At 72.7% G+C, this 17,121-nt stretch carries 13 protein-coding genes; 6 read left to right on the plus strand and 7 right to left on the minus strand.

What is annotated here, in order from left to right:
* The first annotated feature begins 132 nt into the window (after positions 1-132).
* Positions 133-2,064: an AAA family ATPase gene (locus ACMCNO_RS20215; protein WP_412751014.1), complete on the plus strand. Its 1,932-nt coding sequence runs from the start codon at positions 133-135 to the stop codon at positions 2,062-2,064.
* A 52-nt stretch (positions 2,065-2,116) separates the two neighbouring features.
* On the opposite strand, the gene ACMCNO_RS20220 is transcribed toward ACMCNO_RS20215, so the two are convergent.
* Positions 2,117-2,695, minus strand: a complete 579-nt coding sequence (locus tag ACMCNO_RS20220) for a peptidase inhibitor family I36 protein (protein ID WP_412751015.1) — start codon at positions 2,693-2,695, stop codon at positions 2,117-2,119.
* Positions 2,696-2,939: 244 nt separating this feature from the next.
* On the opposite strand from ACMCNO_RS20220, the gene ACMCNO_RS20225 reads away from it, so the two are divergent.
* Positions 2,940-6,671, plus strand: coding sequence for a hypothetical protein (locus ACMCNO_RS20225; protein ID WP_412751016.1), 3,732 nt, complete (start codon positions 2,940-2,942; stop codon positions 6,669-6,671).
* Positions 6,672-6,681: 10 nt separating this feature from the next.
* On the opposite strand, the gene ACMCNO_RS20230 is transcribed toward ACMCNO_RS20225, so the two are convergent.
* Together ACMCNO_RS20230 and ACMCNO_RS20235 are read right to left on the minus strand one after the other, a co-directional pair.
* Positions 6,682-7,470, minus strand: a complete 789-nt coding sequence (locus ACMCNO_RS20230; protein WP_412751017.1) for an aminoglycoside phosphotransferase — start codon at positions 7,468-7,470, stop codon at positions 6,682-6,684.
* Between the two features lie 94 nt (positions 7,471-7,564).
* Positions 7,565-9,070 carry an MFS transporter gene (locus tag ACMCNO_RS20235; RefSeq protein ID WP_412751018.1) on the minus strand — a complete coding sequence of 502 codons (1,506 nt, stop codon included), beginning with the start codon at positions 9,068-9,070 and terminating at the stop codon, positions 7,565-7,567.
* Between the two features lie 142 nt (positions 9,071-9,212).
* Here ACMCNO_RS20235 and ACMCNO_RS20240 point away from each other — a divergent pair, with 142 nt between their 5' ends.
* The 4 genes from ACMCNO_RS20240 (at position 9,213) to ACMCNO_RS20255 (ending at position 12,431) form a co-directional block, all read left to right on the plus strand.
* Positions 9,213-9,677 (plus strand): MarR family winged helix-turn-helix transcriptional regulator, encoded by a 465-nt coding sequence (locus tag ACMCNO_RS20240; RefSeq protein ID WP_412751019.1) that lies wholly within the window; start codon positions 9,213-9,215, stop codon positions 9,675-9,677.
* Between the two features lie 228 nt (positions 9,678-9,905).
* Entirely contained in the window at positions 9,906-10,406 is a 501-nt protein-coding gene (locus tag ACMCNO_RS20245; protein ID WP_412751020.1) for a hypothetical protein, read from the plus strand.
* A 7-nt stretch (positions 10,407-10,413) separates the two neighbouring features.
* Positions 10,414-11,631: an MAB_1171c family putative transporter gene (locus ACMCNO_RS20250; RefSeq protein ID WP_412751021.1), complete on the plus strand. Its 1,218-nt coding sequence runs from the start codon at positions 10,414-10,416 to the stop codon at positions 11,629-11,631.
* Positions 11,628-12,431, plus strand: a complete 804-nt coding sequence (locus ACMCNO_RS20255) for a methyltransferase domain-containing protein (protein ID WP_412751022.1) — start codon at positions 11,628-11,630, stop codon at positions 12,429-12,431. The genes ACMCNO_RS20250 and ACMCNO_RS20255 overlap by 4 nt, the downstream gene beginning before the upstream one ends.
* A gap of 13 nt (positions 12,432-12,444) precedes the next feature.
* Here ACMCNO_RS20255 and ACMCNO_RS20260 read toward each other — a convergent pair whose 3' ends face one another.
* Genes ACMCNO_RS20260 through ACMCNO_RS20275 form a run of 4 tightly spaced genes read right to left on the minus strand, consistent with a single transcriptional unit; the run spans position 12,445 to position 16,724 of the window.
* Positions 12,445-13,686, minus strand: coding sequence for an MFS transporter (locus ACMCNO_RS20260; protein WP_412751023.1), 1,242 nt, complete (start codon positions 13,684-13,686; stop codon positions 12,445-12,447).
* Between the two features lie 40 nt (positions 13,687-13,726).
* Entirely contained in the window at positions 13,727-14,209 is a 483-nt protein-coding gene (locus ACMCNO_RS20265; RefSeq protein ID WP_412751024.1) for a GNAT family N-acetyltransferase, read from the minus strand.
* Positions 14,206-15,393, minus strand: a complete 1,188-nt coding sequence (locus ACMCNO_RS20270) for an ornithine decarboxylase (protein WP_412751025.1) — start codon at positions 15,391-15,393, stop codon at positions 14,206-14,208. The genes ACMCNO_RS20265 and ACMCNO_RS20270 overlap by 4 nt, the downstream gene beginning before the upstream one ends.
* Complete coding sequence (locus ACMCNO_RS20275) at positions 15,390-16,724, minus strand: DUF6271 family protein (RefSeq protein WP_412751026.1); 1,335 nt, start codon at positions 16,722-16,724, stop codon at positions 15,390-15,392. Before ACMCNO_RS20275 ends, ACMCNO_RS20270 begins: the two co-directional genes overlap by 4 nt.
* Positions 16,725-17,121: the final 397 nt, after the last annotated feature.

Raw genomic sequence — 17,121 nt, forward strand, 5'->3', positions numbered from 1 at the left:
ACCGTATGGCTGACGGATAGCCACAAAACAGACCATTCCCCGTCCGATTACCGCTCACTTTGCGCTCACCCTGCTCACCGTTTTGCCCGTTTCGTCTTCCAAAGTCCGGTGACGCGGACGAGACTGGAGGTCGTGAGCATCCGGTTCGCCGACCAGGTCGCCGCGGCCCGCCGCCAGGACTTCGTCGGCCGCACCGCGGAGCTGGCCCGGTTCACCCGGCTGCTGGACGCCGACCGGGGCGCGCTGGTCTGGGTGCACGGGCCCGGTGGGGTCGGCAAGACCTCGCTGCTGCACCAGTTCGCGGGCCTGGCGGAACAGGCCGGGCGACCGGTGGTCTGGCTGGACGAGACGGCTCCCGAGGGTGAACGGCTCGTCGTGCTCGCCGACGACGAAGTGCCCACCGAGGTGCTGGCGGCGCTGCCCGCCGACGCCGTGGTGGCCGTGGCCAGCCGGTCCGAGCCACCCCTGCACTACCGCACCGACCCCGGCTGGCGCAGCGTGCTGCACCCGGTGCCGCTGACCAACCTGCCACCGGAGGAGAGCCGGCTGCTGCTCACCCGGCGATCCGTACCGGAAGCGGCGCACGCCGACGCGCTCAGCTTCACCCACGGCCATCCACTGGCCCTGGCACTGATCGCCGACGTGCACGCCCAGGGCCGCGGCCCGCTCACCCCCACCGGCGGCCCGGAGGTGGTGGCCACGCTGCTGGCCGCGCTCGTCGACGCGGTGCCCGGCCCGTCACACCGGATGGCGCTCGACGCGGTCTCCCAGGTGGCCGCGACGACCGAGCCGCTGCTGGCCGAGCTGCTGGAGGTGCCGGACGCGCACGAGCTGTTCGACTGGCTGCGCGGCCTGTCGGTGATCTCCGCCGGCACGCACGGGCTGGTGCTGCACGACCTCGCCCGCGAGGCGCTCGCGCGCGACCTGCGCTGGCGCCACCCGCAACTGCACACCGCGATCCACCGCCGGGCCGGGGCGTACTACCGCCGCCAGTTCGACCGCGCCGCCCCCGACGACCAGCGGCGGATCCTGCTGGACTTCGCGTTCCTGCACCGGGAGAGCCCGGTGATCGGCGCGTTCCTGCAGCACAGCCCGGACGGGGACCTGCGGGTGGCGGCCGCGGACCCTCGGCAGTGGCCGCAGCTGCGGGCGATGGTCGAACGCCACGAGGGCGCCGAGTCGGCGGAGATCTTCGACCACTGGTGCCGCCGGCAGCCCGAGGGAGTCCACGCGGTGGTGGACGGGCAGGGCGCCGCGGTGGGTCTGGTCGTGCTGCTCACCCTGGACGCGGCGGACCCGGCCGACCCCGCCGCGGTGGCCGCGTGGCGGTGCGCCGCCCCGGCACCCGGCGAGGCGGTGTCGCTGGTCCGGTACTGGCTCGACGCCGAGGGGTATCAGGAGCCCTCTCCGGTGCAGGCGCTCATCTCGATCAACTCGGTGCGCCACTACCTGACCACCCCGCACCTCAGCTACGCCCTGATCTACCAGTCCGATCCGGACCTGTGGGCCCAGATGTGCGAGTACGTCGACTTCCCCCGCGCGCCGGAGGCCGACTTCACCGTCGGCGGGCGCCGCTACGCCGGGTTCGGCCACGACTGGCGGGCCACGCCGCGGCTGGCCTGGCTGAACCTGCTGGCCACCCGGGAGACCGCCGAGGAGCCGATGGCGGTGGAGCCCGAGGCCGCACCCCCCACCGTGGACCGGGCCGCTTTCGCGACCGCGGTCCGCGAGGCGCTGCGGGAATGGAACCGGCCCGACCGGCTGGCGGCAAGCCCACTGCTGGCCACCCGGCTGGCCACGGGCCTGTCCGACGAGGATGGTCCGGGCGACGGCTCGGTCGAGGCGCTGCGCGCGGCGTTCGAACAGGCCGCCGCGACGATGGCCGACGCACCCCGGGACCGGTCCGCGTACCGGGCGTTGCACCACACGTACCTGCAGCCGGCCGGCACCCAGCAGGCGGCGGCGGATCTGCTGCGCCTGCCGATGAGTACGTTCCGCCGCCACCTGGCCGCCGGGGTGGAGCGGCTGACCGACATCCTCTGGCAACGCGAGTCCGGCCGCTGACCTCGAGCCGCCGGTCGGTCACCCGGCGGCTCGACGTGCGATCAGCGCAGGCTCAGCAGAGCCGGTTCACGTGGTCGGCCTGGTTCGGGTAGCCCACCGAGGACGCCGACGAGTGGCCGTAGTTGTAGAACAGGTGGTAGTCGTACCGGTGCCCGTTAGCCGGGTTGCCGTAGTCCTGGTGGTTGCTGTAGTCGATGGTGTTGCCGGTCGAGTTGTCGATCGACTCCGTACGGTCGTTCCAGCCGTACGCGCCGAGGTCCTGCCAGCCGCAGTCGCTGAGCCGGCCCCGGGGGTAGCCGTAGTTCGTGTGGTCGTAGAAGCAGAACCAGCCGCTCGGGCAGTCGGCCGCGGCCAGCGCCGCCCCGGCGCCCGGTAGCGCGTACGTGACGACGAACCTGCCGCCGCCGTAGGAGACCTCGTTCACGGCGGTCTGCACCCCGCCCGGGGCGAGCGTGAGCTGCAGGTCGATCTGCCGCTGCAACTGCGCGGCAGTGGTGGCCCGCTGCCCCAGGACCGCCAGGGCCTCGGCCCGGCCGGGCGCGGCCGGGGCGGCGTTCGCCGCCGCGGAGCCCAGCCCCAGCAGGGTCACGATGGCCAGCAACGTCGTGGCCAGTCGTCGTGCGTTCTTCACTTCGGTGCCTTTCTGATCATCGGCTCCCGATCCCCGTGTAGTGATCGGACGGCACCGGGCTCCGGCGGCGGGACCGCCCCGGATTCCCGGTTCCGCCCATCGGTCTAACAACGACGGCCGACTGTCCGCTGATTGATTGACGTCGATCATTCAATCGCCGGACAATCGCCGGGCGGGTGCGCAGCAGACACCCAGATCACGTACGTGCACCGAGTCGGTGCCGGTGGACACGGGGGTTTGTCCGGTGGGGCGTGCGGAGCGTCGAGTCGATCCTGAGGCGGGTCCGGTCCAGCGGTTCGCGTGGGAACTGCGGCAGGTGCGCGAGGCGGCCGGACGGCCGAGCTACCGGGTGCTCGCCGCACGGGTGCACTACTCCGCGTCGATGCTCTCCGAGGCCGCCGCCGGGCTGTCCGTGCCGTCCTTGGCCGTCACTCTCGCGTACGTGCAGGGCTGCGGCGGCGACCCCGCCGAGTGGGAACGGCGCTGGCACACACTGCGGGCCGAGCTGGCCGACCCGTCCGGTCCGCGGGGGCCCGTGGACCAGCCGCCGTACGTCGGCCTGGCCGCCTTCGAACAGGCGGACGCGGAGCGCTTCTTCGGGCGCGACCCGCTCACCGACGACCTGGTCGAACGGCTGTCCCGGATGCCGCTGCTGGCCGTGTTCGGCGCCTCCGGCAGCGGAAAGTCGTCGCTACTGCGGGCCGGGCTGCTGCCCCGCCTCGGCGGGACCGGCGTACTCATCACCCCGGGCGCCGAACCGCTGCACGAGCTGGCCGCCGCGCTGGCCCGCCTCGGTGACGGCCCGACCGGTGCGCTGCTGGCCGAACTGGACACCGACCCGCAGGCCGCCGGGCTCGCGGTGCGGCGGGCCGCCGGGAACCTGGGCGGCGGGCGGCTGGTGCTGGTCGTGGACCAGTTCGAGGAGGTGTTCACGCTCTGCCGCGACGAACGGGCCCGGCGGCGCTTCGTCGACTGCCTGCTGGCCGTGGCCGACCGGTGCGCCGACCGGGCGCGGGTCGTGCTCGGGGTACGCGCGGACTTCTACGCGCACTGCGCCCGGTACGCCGACCTGGTGGCCGCCCTGCGCGACCGCCAGGTGCTGGTCGGCCCGATGCAGGCCGACGACCTGCGCGCCGTGGTCACCGGCCCCGCCCGGCACGCGGGCCTGCGGGTCGAGCCGGGGCTGGCGGACGCGATCGTGGCCGACGCCGCGGACCAGCCCGGCGCGCTGCCCCTGGTGTCGCACGCCCTGCTGGAGACCTGGCGGCGCCGCCAGGGCCGGAACCTGACCCTCGCCGGCTACCGCGCCGCCGGCGGGGTCACCGAGGCGATCGCGCAGACCGCCGAACGCGTGTACTCGGAATCCGACCCGCTGCGCCAGGAGCTGACCGCGCAGGTCTTCCTGCGGCTGACCGCCTTGGGCGAGGGCACCGAGGACACCCGCCGCCGCGCCCCGCGGGCCGAGCTGCCCGACGATGCCGCCGTCGGCGACCTGTTGTCCCGGCTCGCGGGCGCCCGTCTGATCACCGTCGACCGGGACACGGTGACCGTCGCCCACGAGGCGCTGATCCGCGGCTGGCCGCGGCTGCGCGGGTGGCTGGCCGCGGACCGGGACCTGCTGCGCGCCCACCGGCGGCTGACCGAGGCCACGGCCGAGTGGGAGCAGCACGGCCGCGACGAGGCGTACCTGTACCGGGGCTCCCGCCTCGCACCGTGGGACGACTTCCCGGCCGGGCGGCTCAACCAGGCCGAACGGGAGTTCCTCGCGGCCGGGCGGCGCCGTGAGCAGCGCGAGACCCGCGCGCGGCGGCGCCGCACCCGGGTCGCGCTGGCGGTGCTCAGCGCGGTCGTCGTCGTGGTGACCGCGCTCGCCACGACCAGTACGGTGCAGGCCCGCCGGGCGGCCCGCGAGCGCGACACCGCCGCGGCCGACGCGCTCGCCGCCGAGTCACGCGAGCAGCTGGCCCTCAAGCCGGAACTGGCGCTGCTGCTGGCCCGCCGGGCGATGACGACCCGGGCCACCCCGGCCGCGGAGGCCGCCCTACGTCAGGCCACCGCCGACATCCGGGTCCGCGCGGTGCTCGACAGCGGCCACGGGCAGGTCTTCGGGGTGGCCTACTCCCCCGACGGACGGCGGATCGCGACGAGCGGCGGCGACGGCACGGTACGGGTATGGCCGGTGGACGGCCGGGGCGCCCCGACGGGCAGCCCGGTCGTGCTGACCGGGCATACCGGCGAGGTGTGGAGCCCGCAGTTCGCTCCCGGTGGACGCCTGCTGGCCGCGGTCGGCGAAGACCACACGGTCACCGTCTGGGACCTGGGTACCGGCGGTCCACCACGGGTGCTGCGCGGACACACCGGCAAGGTGTGGAACGTCGCGTTCAGCCCGGACGGGGGGCGGCTGGCCAGCACGGGCGACGACGGCACCGTACGGATCTGGGATGCGGCCGGGAAGCCCCTGCGCGTCCTGCGCGTCGGCCGGATCCGGGAACTGGGCGTCGCCTACAGCCCGGACGGACGCCACCTGGCCGCCTCGGACGCCGACGGCGTGATCCGGGTGTGGGACGCCGCCGGGTCCGGTCCGCCGCTGCTGCTGCGCGGGCACACCGGTTCGGTGGAGAACCTGGCGTTCAGCGCGGACGGGCGCCGCCTGGTCAGTGCGAGCACCGACGGCACGGCCCGGGTGTGGCCGGTCGACGGCCGCGGCGCCCCCGTCGTGCTGCGCGGCCAGAACGGCGGGACCGTGGAGACCGTCGCCGTCAGCCCGGACAGCGGACGGGTCGCGACCGGCGGCAGCGACGGCACGGTACGCGTCTTCAACGCCGACTCCGACGCCGACCCGCTGCTGCTGCCGGGACACGACGGTCCGGTGTGGAGCCTGATGTTCGCCCCCCGGGGCACGGCGCTGCTCAGCGGCAGCGGCGACGGCACGGTCCGGCTCTGGGACGCCGCCTACCCCGGCGACCCCCGCATCCTGCGCGGTCACACCGGGCCGGTGTGGAGCGTCGCGGCGACGCCGGACGGGCGCACGGTGGTGACCGGCGGTGACGACGGCACCGTCCGCGTCTGGCCGGGCATGGCCGGATCGGTGCGACACGGCGCGGACCGGGCCACCGGCTCGGCCGCGTCCCGGGTGCTGGTCGGCCACCACGGACCGGTGGAGGGGGTGGCGGTCGCCGCCGACGGCTCCCGGGTGGCCGGCGCGGGCGACGACGGGACGGTCCGGGTGTGGGATCCGGCCACCGGGCACGCCAGGGTCCTCGGCCCCCGCGGCGGCACCGCGTGGGACGTGGCGTTCCTGCCGGGCGCGGAACGCGTGGTCAGCGGCGGCGCGGACGGCGTCGTACGGATCTGGGACGTGACCCGCGGGACGGCGGTCGAACTGCGCGGCCACCAGGGACCTGTCCGCTCGGTCGCCGCCGCGTCCGACGGCCGGTACGTGGCCAGCGCGGGCCGCGACGGCACGGTCCGGCTGTGGGACGTCACCGGCGCCACGCCGCCCCGGGTGTTGCGGGGTCACCGCGGCGGCCTGGTGTGGCGGGTGGCGTTCAGCCCGGACGGCCGTCAGCTGGCCAGCAGCGGGGATGACGGCACGATCCGGCTGTGGGATGTCGACGGTCACCGGCCGCCGGTGGTGCTGCGCGGTCACCGCGGCGGCGCGTGGAGCCTGTCCTACAACCCGGCCGGAACGCTGCTGGCCAGCAGCGGAGACGACGGCGGGATCCGGGTCTGGCGGCTCGGCGCCCAGGACCCGGTGACCGTGCTGCGTGGGTTCGGCAGCCCGGTCGAGGGCGTGGTGCTCGGTTCCGGCGGCTGGTTCGCCACCGGCCACGACGACGGGACGCTGCGGCTGGCCCGGTGCGACGCGTACGGGGAGCTGAGCGGGGTACGGGCGGCGGCCGACCGGCTCGCCGTCCGCGACTTCACCCCCGAGGAGCGGGCCGAGTACCTGTCCCGTGCGGCGGCAGCACAGTGAGCGACCTGGCTCAAGGCCGCAGGGAACGTACGCGCCGGTAGGCCGCCCAGGTGCCAGTCGCGGCCGCAAGGTCGTGTACCCACCCGTGCGTGCTCCGCCGGGACTTGACCGACCATTTCGAGGCGTTCCTGGCAGCGAATTCGTCCAAGATCTGAGGATCGGTCGCAGCCCATGCCGGGAACCTAGCGAGCCAGTCTTCAGCCTGCTCGGGATCGTGGCCGCTGCCGATCAGCCACTGAACAACAAGCGCGAGTTCGACCCACGACGCGGCCTTGTTCGCCCATGCCCAATCGACGAGTCGCAGGCCGTCCGTGGTCACGATCAGATTGGCCGGGTTGAGGTCAGAGTGGATAACCGTCCCACCCTTCATCGCCGGGTGCCCGAACCCGAGTCGAGCTTCCGGGCTGAACCACGGTTGGCCCGGCGCGGGAGTCTCCTGAAGTTCGTTCAGTGTCGCAGCGAGCAGATCGAGATCCGGACTGCCGGGGGACAGATCGGCGTGGGGACCGTCGAGATATTCGGTCCCCACCACCAACCACCCATCGGACTGGAAGTCCCACAGGACCGCGGCCGGGTACCGGCCAACGGCCTTCGTGACGGCCGGCTCGTAGCGCAGCGTCAGAACGTTCGTCTCGGCTGAGGCAGCCTTGATGAACACCGTTCCGTCCGGCCCGGTGACAGCGGAGGCGATCTCGGCGTGGTCGCCGGTCACCGCCGGGGTCACCTCGAAGGCTCCGCCGAGTCGCTCGGCGATCTCGGTCGTGACGGCTTTGGGTGACGCGGTCCAATCACTGCGCAAGGGACACCCCTCGATGGCTATGCGTCAATACCGGGCTGCGGCGGGTTCGGTGGGCAGCAGGACTCGGCCTCGCCGCTCCAGAATTCCATCCCCCTCAGGCAGGCGCGCCAACCGGCGCTTCCCGCACCTGCGGTGTCGCTTCCGCCTCGCTGCCGGCCTCCACCGTGGACCGGGGAGCGGGTCCGCCGCGCAACCCGACCAGGGCCACGATCACGACCAGCCCGAACGCGACCCCCGCCAGGACGAAGCTGATCGTGAACTGGCTCTCTGCGGGAAGCGCGGGCACCCCCGCCGGCAGGTGCGCGACGCTCTTGGACGCCAGCAGCGTGGTGACCGCCGCGCTGCCGATCGAGCTGCCCACGGAACGGGAGATGGAGTTGATGCCGTTCGCGATCCCGGACTGGTGGTGCGGAACGCTGGCCATGATCAGGGCGGGCATCGCCGCGTAACCGAAGCTGATTCCCGCGCCGACCAGCGCTCCGGCGCCGATCACGGCCGCCGCGCTGGCGTGATCGGCGGTCAGCCAGGCGAAACCGGCGGCACCGGCGGCCGCGCTGAGGACCAGCGTGACGCGGGCACCGACGCGGCGCACCAGCACCCCGCCGAACTGCGAGGCCACCAGCGAGAGCAGCGTGGCGGGCAGCAGGAACTCGACGGAGGCCCGCAGCACCGAGGCGTCGAAGCCGTATCCGGCCAGCCGCGACGGCATCTGCACCAGGTAGGAGACGCCGACGAACAGGGTGAACATGGCGAACCCGACGAACAGTCCGGCAACGTTGGTCAGCAGCACCGGGCGGTGGGTGAACATGCGCAGGTCGACCAGCGGGTCGGCGACGGTGCGTTCGATCAGCACCCAGACGACGGCCATGACCCCGGCGCCACCGAAGCAGAGCAGCGTCCGCGCGCTGCTCCACCCCCACTCGTGGCCCTGGGACAGCGGGAGCAGCACGAGCACGAGCAGCCCGGCCAGGCTGAGCGCGCCCAGGACGTCGATGCGCCCGCCGGTGCGGTGGCCGGTGGCCGGGACGACCAGGGCGACCGCGACCAGAGCGACCACGGCCAGCCCGGTGGCCAGCCAGAAGACCTGGTGGTAGCCGGCGTCCGGGCCGCGGGTGAGCAGACCGGTGGCCACCAGAGCGAGCCCGCTGCCGAACGCGAGGGTGCCGCTGACCAGGGCCATCGCACCGGGCAGGCGTTCGGGGCGGAGCTGCTCGCGCAGCACCGACAGGGCCAGCGGGAAGATCGCGGTGGCGGCGCCCTGCAAGACCCGGGCGATGATCAGCCAGGTGAGTGAGTCGGTGGTGGCGGCCACGACCGAGCCGACGACCATGAGTACGAGGACGCCGAGCAGTGTCGGCCGCTTGCCGTGCTGGTCACCGAGGCGGCCGAGCAGTGGGGTGAAGACGGCGGCCGAGAGCAGCGTGGCCGTGGTGACCCAGCTGACGTTGGCGCTGGTGGTGTGCAGCTCGTGCTGGATGAGCCCGAGGATGGGCACGACCAGGGTCTGCATCATCGACACGACCATGGCGGCCAGGCCGAGCGTCAGGATCAGCGCGGCCTCGCTCTGCCGGCGGTGGGCGGCGGTACGGGGACGATTCATCGGGCGTCCTTCGATCAAACGGTCCGAGGGGCGGACCTGCGACAAAAGCTTGATGAGGTCAAAGCTTGATGAGCTCAAGTAACGTCGCCGACGGTAACCGCGAACAGTTGAGGAGGTCAAGCAATCCGTCTACGCTTGCGACGTGCCCCACTCCGCCCGCCCCGAGCCCACCCCGCGGGAGCACACCGCGCCGACCCCGGGGCAGCTCATCGACCTGTTCGCGCTCGCCACCTCCGCCTATTTCCAGGACTTCGCGGCCGTGGCGGCCCAGCACGGACTCACCTCGACCCAGGCCAAGGTGCTGATCCTGCTGCGCCAGCCGCGCACCATGCGAGGGCTGGCCGACGAGCTGATCTGTGACGCCTCCAACGTCACGGGCATCATCGACCGGCTGGAGAGCCGGGGCCTGGTCCGCCGCGAGGTCGACCCCGCCGACCGCCGGATCAAGAACGCCTTCCGGACCGAGGCGGGCGACGAGGCCATCCGGCACGTCCGGGCCGACATGCAGACGACCCAGCGGGCCCTGGCCGACCTCAGCGACGCCGACCGCACCGCCCTGGCCGACCTGTTGCACCGCCTGACCGGCGCACTGGACAACCGGGCCTGACTCCCGCACGCCCGGCACACCGCACTCCCGCACGCCCGGCACGCCGATAGCGGATCAACGGCGACAAATGTCTGCGGGGCTCCAGCGCAGGCTCATCGTCCTCTATGGTGAGTGAGGCACTCGACCACCAGACATTGAGGATGCCCCGATGGAGCGCAGCCAGGCCCCACCCGATCCCGCCGGCAGCCGGTCGCATCCGGCGCCCGCGCAGGGAAAGGACCTGCGGCGATGCCAACCCGGAGGATGCTGAAAAGCTGCCAGACGGTCGTCGATTCACTCAGCCTGCCCAGGCCGTTCTCCGTCGACGCCCTGCTGGCCGATCTCGCAACGCGGCGAGGCCGGCCCATCAACGTACACACGCTGGACGGCGCGATGACCGCGCACACCTGCGGCCTCTGGATCTCCACCGACTCCAGCGACGACATCTTCGTCGAGGAACGCACGACCGCCTTCCACCGAGAACACATCATTCTGCACGAGATCGGGCACCTGGTCTGCGACCACGGCGCGATCCACGACGGCGCGTCCAGCACGTTCGCCCGCCTGCTGCCGGACCTCGATCCGGCGATGGTCAGGCGGCTGCTCGCCCGTACCAACTACACCGACGAGCAGGAACAGGAAGCGGAGCTGGTGGCCAGCCTGATCCGGACCGCGGCCGGCAGCCGCGCCGGGCCGCCGTCGGGTGGCGTACGTGGCGAACTGGAACTCGCGCTCGGCATTCGCGAATAGGAAGCTGATGGACCTCGCTGCGATATACCGAACCGGCCAGACCGTCGAACTCCTCGGCGCACTCGCCCTGTGGGTGGCACTGGCCCTGCGGGTCAGGTCAGCCCGGCACTCCCGCCAGCAGCGGATGCTGCTGTACGCGGTGGCCGGCCTGGCCGGCTCGATCACCGTCTATCTCGATCCGGTGAGCGCGGCAATCAACCGGAATCTCGTCTTCGCCAACAGCTGCGGGCTGTTCATGAACGTCTGGGGCGTCCTCGCCTCCGCGCTGATCCTCGACTTCATCCTGGCCGCCATCTCCCGGCGCCGCCCCTGGCTGGTGTACGGCCTGGGTGCCGCGGTGTCGGTGACCCTGATCCTGCTGAACTTCACGGTCGCGCCCCACGCCGGCTGCGTGAGCGCACAGGTCGTTCCGTGGTACAGCCCGTTCTGGTGGCTCCTGATCGCCGCGCATCTGGTCGCCACCATCCCTTCCGCCGCCCTGTGTGCCCGCTACGCGTTGCGGGCCGGGGAGGACCGGACGCTGCGGACCGGGCTGCTGCTGCTGGCGGCGGGCTTCGTGTCCTCCACGGTGTTCTGGTTGATCGTGCTGGCCTTCCTGCTGCTCCGGCCCATGGCGCTGGGCGCGTTCTTCCCGCTCAACATCGGCATCACGGCCTGGCTGATGACCGCCGGTGTCTGCCTGCCCCTGCTCATCGACGTGCGGCGGCAGGCCCGCAACCGCGCCGCGCTGTGGCGCCTCTGGCCGCTGTGGCGCGACCTCGTCGCGGCCGCACCCCATGTCGTGCTGCAGCAGCCGAGCGGGCGCCTGCGGCAGATGCTGGCGCGGCCTCGGACGACGAACCTGCGCCTGTACCGCCAGGTCGTCGAGATCCGGGACGCGATCCTGATCCTCCGTGACTACGTGCGCGCCGAGGAGATGGACTACGTGCTGCGGACCGTGGCGGTGGGCCGGGCGCCGCAGCATCAGGCGTCCCCCGCGGTCGTCGCGTCCTGGCTCGAAGTCGCCCGGCGCAACCAGGCGAACGGGGTCACCCCGAGGCGCATCCCGGACGATGCGACCCCCGAACCCGGGCACGACCTGGACAGCGAGGTCGCCTTCCTGCTCCAGTTGAGCCAGACCCGCCGGTCCCCGGCGGTCCGGGCCTTCACGACCCCGGCGGTCACGGCCGACCAGGCCGCGCAGGCCCCGCAACCCGACCCGGCGAGGAGTGAACAGACCGCGTGAGCGTCACGAAGTCCACCGACGGGTACAGCGCCGGAATGCTGAGCAAGGACTCGCCGCAGGAGCGCAACCGGCTGGAGGCGATCCAGGGCAGCGTCGACGCCGTCACCGTCGACATCCTGAACACCATCGGCGTACGGCCCGCCGCGCACTGCCTGGAGCTCGGCGCCGGTGCCGGGTCGATCGCATACTGGCTGGCCGACCACTGCCGCGACGGGCGCGTCGTGGCCATGGACATCGACACCCGCTACCTCGACCCCGGCTACTCCGCGAATCTGGAGGTCCAGGAGGCCGACGTCACCGACGAGGGATACCAGCCGGGCAGCTTCGACCTGATCCACGCCCGCTACCTGCTGTGTCATCTGCCGGATCGCGACGCGGTGCTGGCGCGCGCGGCGAGTTGGCTGAAGCCCGGCGGGTGGCTGGTCGTCGAGGAGCCCTACCAACTGCCCGCCGAGACCTCCCCGTTCCCCCTGGTCCGGCGGCTGATGGCCGCCTACGCCCGCAAGTACGCGCAACACGGCGCGGACCTGGAGTGGGCGCGCAGCCTCCCGCACGTGCTCGCCCGCAACGGCCTGACCGATCTGGAGTACCGGGGAAACCTCGCCCGCATGGGATCCCCGGGCAGAGACCGGTGGGCGCCACTGATCAAGCAGGCTGGTCCCGCACTCGTCGCCGACGGCCTGCTCACCGAGGAGGATCTCGCCGGGTTCTTCGATCTCCTCGCGGATCCCGCCTTCGTCGACATCCCCCAGGTGACCATCTCCGCATGGGCCCGACGCCCCGGAGACGGGACGGGGTAGCCGCGCGGAGCACTCAGGCGACAGTCGGCTGCGCGGCATCCGGTGGCGCGCAGTGGTCCTCCTCGGCGGCAGCCTGCGGCCAGCGCACCCGGCCGACGCACAGGGCCACCAACAGCGCGGCGGCCACGACCACGGTCATGCCCCAGACCAGGGTCGACGCGTTCGCCACGAAGCCGATGACCGGGGGGCCGATCAGCAGGCCGGCCGTTCCCATCGAGGCGATCAGGGCGAGGGTGTCCGGCCCGAGCCGGGCCGCGGCCACGTAGACGCACGGCGTGACCGCGGCCATGCCCAGACCGACGCAGGCGAACCCGGCGAACGCCGCCACCACGCCGCCGAGCAGCAGCGCGCCGCCGAGCCCGCAGGCGGCGACCGTGGCACCGGCGACCACCACGGCGCGGTCACCCCACCGGTCCCGCCATCCGTCCGCGAACAGCCGGGCCAGGACCATGGTGCCCGAGACGACCGCGATGCCCAGCGGGGTCAGTCCGGCAGCAGCGTGCGCGACGTCCTGCAGGTAGAGCGCCGACCAGTCGTTCATCGCGCCCTCGACGATCTCGGCGAACACCATGGACAGGCTGAGCAGCACGGTCGCCTGGGCGGGGACACGCCAGCGCCGCCGTCGCTCGTCCCCGCCGCCGGCCGGGACGTTGTCGGCAGGGGCGTCGGCGGCGTCCCCGTCCGGGCGGTCGTCGGTCAGCGTCGCGGTCCAGGAGAAGGCCAGCAGAGCCAGCAGGATCGCCCCGGCCACGGCGAAGTGGACCGGCAACGCGGTGGTGACGGCCGTGACGCCGGACGCCAGCAGGGCGGCGCAGAAGATGCCGCCGCTGAACATCGCGTGCAGCTTCGCCATGGTGGTACGGCGGTATCGGGCCTCCAGCGCCGCACCCTGCGCGTTCATGGCCACGTTGAGGCAGGCGATCGCGATGCCGTCGACGAACAACACGAGCAGGGCGTACGGAAAACTCGGCGCGGCGGCCAGGGCGGCCAGTACGACGAGCATGACGAGGGCCGACAGCCCGGCCAGCCGCCGCGAGCCCAGCCATTTCATCAGCCGGGCCACCAGCGGGAACGACAGGGCCGCGCCGATGCCCGGGGCCAGCAGCAGCAGACCCAGGTCGGCCGCGCTGAGGTCGAGCCGGGCCTTGAGGGCAGGCACCCGCGACACCCAGGTGCCGTATTGGAAGCCGAGGAGGAAGAACAGCGCGGCGATCGCCAGCTGCGATCGGCGAAAAGATTCCGGTACGGGCGGCATTCAGGTTCCGCTTCCTTTGCTCACAGGGCGGGGACGGTCCTCACAGCGGCCGGGACAGGTAGCGGGCACCCGGTCCGTAGGCGGCCGGGACGGTGATCTCGGGGTGGGCACGGAAGCCCTGTGCCGTCCAGAAGGCGCCGCTGTCGCCCACCCCGACCAGCGACACCGTCCGGTACCGCTGCCTGCGCGCCTGGTCCACCAGGTGGCGCACCAGCCGTCCGCCCAGCCCCTGGTGGCGGTGCCGGGGCCCGATGACGAGGTCGTGCAGGTGCAGGTTGGCCGAGACGAACGTGGTCCGCTCCGGGGAGGCCGGGTCCGGGCAGCGCCAATGCGGATACGGCAGCGCCAGCAGGTAGCCCGCGATCCCGCCCGCAGCGCTCAGCACGAACGAGAGGTCCGGGGCGGAGCGGGTCGCCAGGTGGGCCGGGTCCTCCGACAGGCCGGTCGGGCCGTACGTCCGGGCTTCGAGCGCGGCGACGCCGGGCCAGTCGTGGTCCGCGATCGGCCGCAGCACGGGGGTCATCGGCAGCCCGTCTCGGCCAGCAGCCCGTCGCGGACGGCCCGGTGGGGCAGCGGGTCGAAGCCGTTGAAGCCCTGGGTCAGGTAGCTGACCGAGTACGCCCCGGCCGCCCAGATCCAGACCGGGTCACCGGAGGTCAGCCCGGCGGGCACCGGCATCGGGTGGCCGGCCGCGTACGCGTCGTCGCTGTCACAGGTGGGCCCGGCGATCACGGCCGGTACGGTGGGCCCGCCCGGATGGGACGGGAACTCGAGCCGGTACTGCAGCTGATCCATCTCGTACAGTCCGTTGAACTTGCCGCAGCTGAGGTAGAGCCAGTGCTGGCGGTCCCGGTCGCGCCGCTGGCGGGCGGTGAGCCGCACGACGTGGGCGCGGATCGCGCCGTGGTCGGCGACCAGGTGCCGTCCCGGTTCGAGGACGAGGCCGAGGTGCCCGCCGGTTGCCTGCCGCAGGTGGTGCATCCCGTCGCGGATCTCGCCGAGGATGCGGTCGAGGGGTGGTCGCAGCGGCACGCCGTGCCGGTTGAGGTAGCCGAGGGCCGGCAGTCCGCCGCCGAGGTTGACGTGGTCGAGGTGGATGCCCCGGTGCTGTAGCAGCGCGAGCGCCTCGGCGAGGTCGGCGACCGCGGCCCGCCAGGCGGCCGGGCTCATCTGTTGCGATCCGACGTGCAGGGACAGGCCCGCCGGGGTGAGCCCGCACGCGCGTGCCGTCTCGAGCACGGTCACCGCATCCGGTACGGAGCAGCCCATCTTGCCGGACAGTCCCCACAGCGCACCCGCACCGGTGGTGGCCAGGCGGCAGAACACCCGGGATCCGGGGGCGTGGGTCGCGACGGCCCGGATGTCCGGGACGCTGTCGGTGGCGAAGTCACGGATGCCCAGCCGGTAGGCGGCGGCGATGTCCAGGTCGGACTTCACCGTGTTGCCGTAGTGGATGAGACGGGGTGCCACGCCGGTCCGCAGGGCCTGGCGGATCTCGTTCGGGCTGGCGGCGTCGAAGCCGGCACCGTCGCGGGCGAGCGCGCCGAGCACGTCGTCGACCGGGCAGGCCTTCACCGCGAAGCGCACCACCACACCCGGCAACTGCCGGACCAGCCGCGCGTGGCTGTCCTCGATCCCGGCGAGGTCGAAGATGATGTGGTCCTCGGTGGCCACCGCCAGGGCGGCCCGCAGTATCCGGCTCGTCATCGCGCGGGGCCCCACGCCGGGTCGGCGCCGGTCGCCTTGGCGGCGGCGATCAGCGGCGCCCACGCCTCGATCAACTCGGCGAACTCCTCGATGTCGCGCGGTGCCTCGGCCAGCAGCTGGTCGCGGCGGGCCGCCAGCCGGTCGGCGAAGACCGCGTAGCGCCCGCCGAGCCTCCGGTACGCCCGGTCGAGCGCGTCGAGGCGGCGGACGTTGGGGGCCGGGTCGAGGGTGGTGCTCTGCCGGACGATGGCGGCGACGAGTCCGGGCCGGATCCGGTCCTCAGCGTCCAGCAGCCCGTCGCCCGCCGCACCGAGGCGCTGGTAGATCACGTGCAGGTAGAGCATCGACAGGAAGAACTTCGCCAGCCGCAGATGGTACGGATGGAACGCGGCGTCGGTCTTGCGTTCGGGTGTGTGCCGGTTGATGACGTGCCGGTTGTGCAGCACTCCGGGCAGTCCGCTGTCGGGCACGAGGTGGATGAGGAAGTAGTCGCTGCCGATCGTCTCGGTCATCGGGGGCAGCGGAATCTGTTCGTACACGCGGAAATAGCTGATGTTGCCCATGTCGACGCGCATCGGATCGACCAGTCCGAGCAGGGAATCGTCGGCGGTGAACGACTCGTTTCCGGCGCCGGTGAACGATTCCGCAACGAGGTCCCGCTTGTCTTGTTCGGAGGTTCCCTCGGCGGCCCACTGGCTGACGATCTCGTGATACGCCTGCGGGTCGAGTTGCCGGATCTCGTCGATGTCCACGGACATCTCGCCGATGTAGGAAGCGCCGACCGTGGTCACGGGCCGACGGGCGTACGCCGGGTCGAGGTCGCTCTCAGTGACCTCGGGGGCCACCTCGGCGGCAGGCCGGCCGAGCGCGGTCAGCTCGTGGTGGATCGGGTAGACCGGTGCCCCGTCGTGGATCTGGAACTCGATGTCGGAGTCGCGCCGGTGCACCGATTCGCAGCCCAGCGCGGCGGCGATCAGGAAGGCGCGGTTGGTGCAGGCGCCGTAGGAGACCGCGTCGGGCAGCATCAGGTCCGTGATCAGCCCGGGCTCCGCGAGCCCGGCCCGGCCCACCACCTGCTGCAGGAACCGTCGTTGGGCCCGCTCGTCGAGGTGCAGCACGCGCAGGTGCGGGGTCGGCGCGACGGCCTCGACCGCCGCGGCGTGCCGCGCGAACGTCGCCTCGTCAGTGGAGTCCAGGATCAGCAGCGTGACCTCGACGCCGAACCGCGCGACCGCGTAGGCGCCCTCCCCGGCCGCCGCGGAGATGGTGGCGGCGCACTCACGATGGGTGGGCACGGTCAGGCAGACTCTGCGTACGCCGGGAGCGGTCATCGCACGCACCCGCGGTCGCCGGGCCGTTTCGTCATCGACATGAAAACGCTCTCTCACGGGACATGCCCGACCCTCGGTCGAACCAGCGATTACTACAGAGGGAAATGGCAACGACACAGAAGCCACGGAACGGGGGTGACTCATTTCGAGCGGCGACTGCGATGGCGCCGGCCGAATGTGTACAAGGGGGAATTGCCGCGAGCGAACCTAGCACGCTTTGCCGGCGCCGAAAATCGTGGGCTCGCTCCCATGAATACCCGTTCAGCGCCCCACGACGGTCTAAATAGGCAGGTCGGCTAACCTGGGCCGAGCGCATGTGGGCGCGGGGAGGTTGTCGCGCATCACACCCGGCACGCCCTGGTTCCTCCCGGGCATCCGGTCCGGCCGGCACGCACCG

Origin of the sequence: Krasilnikovia sp. M28-CT-15, assembly GCF_047159595.1 — a bacterium.
Lineage (GTDB): Bacteria > Actinomycetota > Actinomycetes > Mycobacteriales > Micromonosporaceae > Actinoplanes.

Coding starts and splice junctions, on each gene's coding strand:
- ACMCNO_RS20250 (WP_412751021.1), top strand. CDS start 10,414: ATGGACCTCGCTGCGATATACCGAACCGGCCAGACCGTCGAACTCCTC.
- ACMCNO_RS20245 (WP_412751020.1), top strand. CDS start 9,906: ATGCCAACCCGGAGGATGCTGAAAAGCTGCCAGACGGTCGTCGATTCA.
- ACMCNO_RS20265 (WP_412751024.1), bottom strand. CDS start 14,209: ATGACCCCCGTGCTGCGGCCGATCGCGGACCACGACTGGCCCGGCGTC.
- ACMCNO_RS20235 (WP_412751018.1), bottom strand. CDS start 9,070: ATGAATCGTCCCCGTACCGCCGCCCACCGCCGGCAGAGCGAGGCCGCG.
- ACMCNO_RS20260 (WP_412751023.1), bottom strand. CDS start 13,686: ATGCCGCCCGTACCGGAATCTTTTCGCCGATCGCAGCTGGCGATCGCC.
- ACMCNO_RS20275 (WP_412751026.1), bottom strand. CDS start 16,724: ATGACCGCTCCCGGCGTACGCAGAGTCTGCCTGACCGTGCCCACCCAT.
- ACMCNO_RS20270 (WP_412751025.1), bottom strand. CDS start 15,393: ATGACGAGCCGGATACTGCGGGCCGCCCTGGCGGTGGCCACCGAGGAC.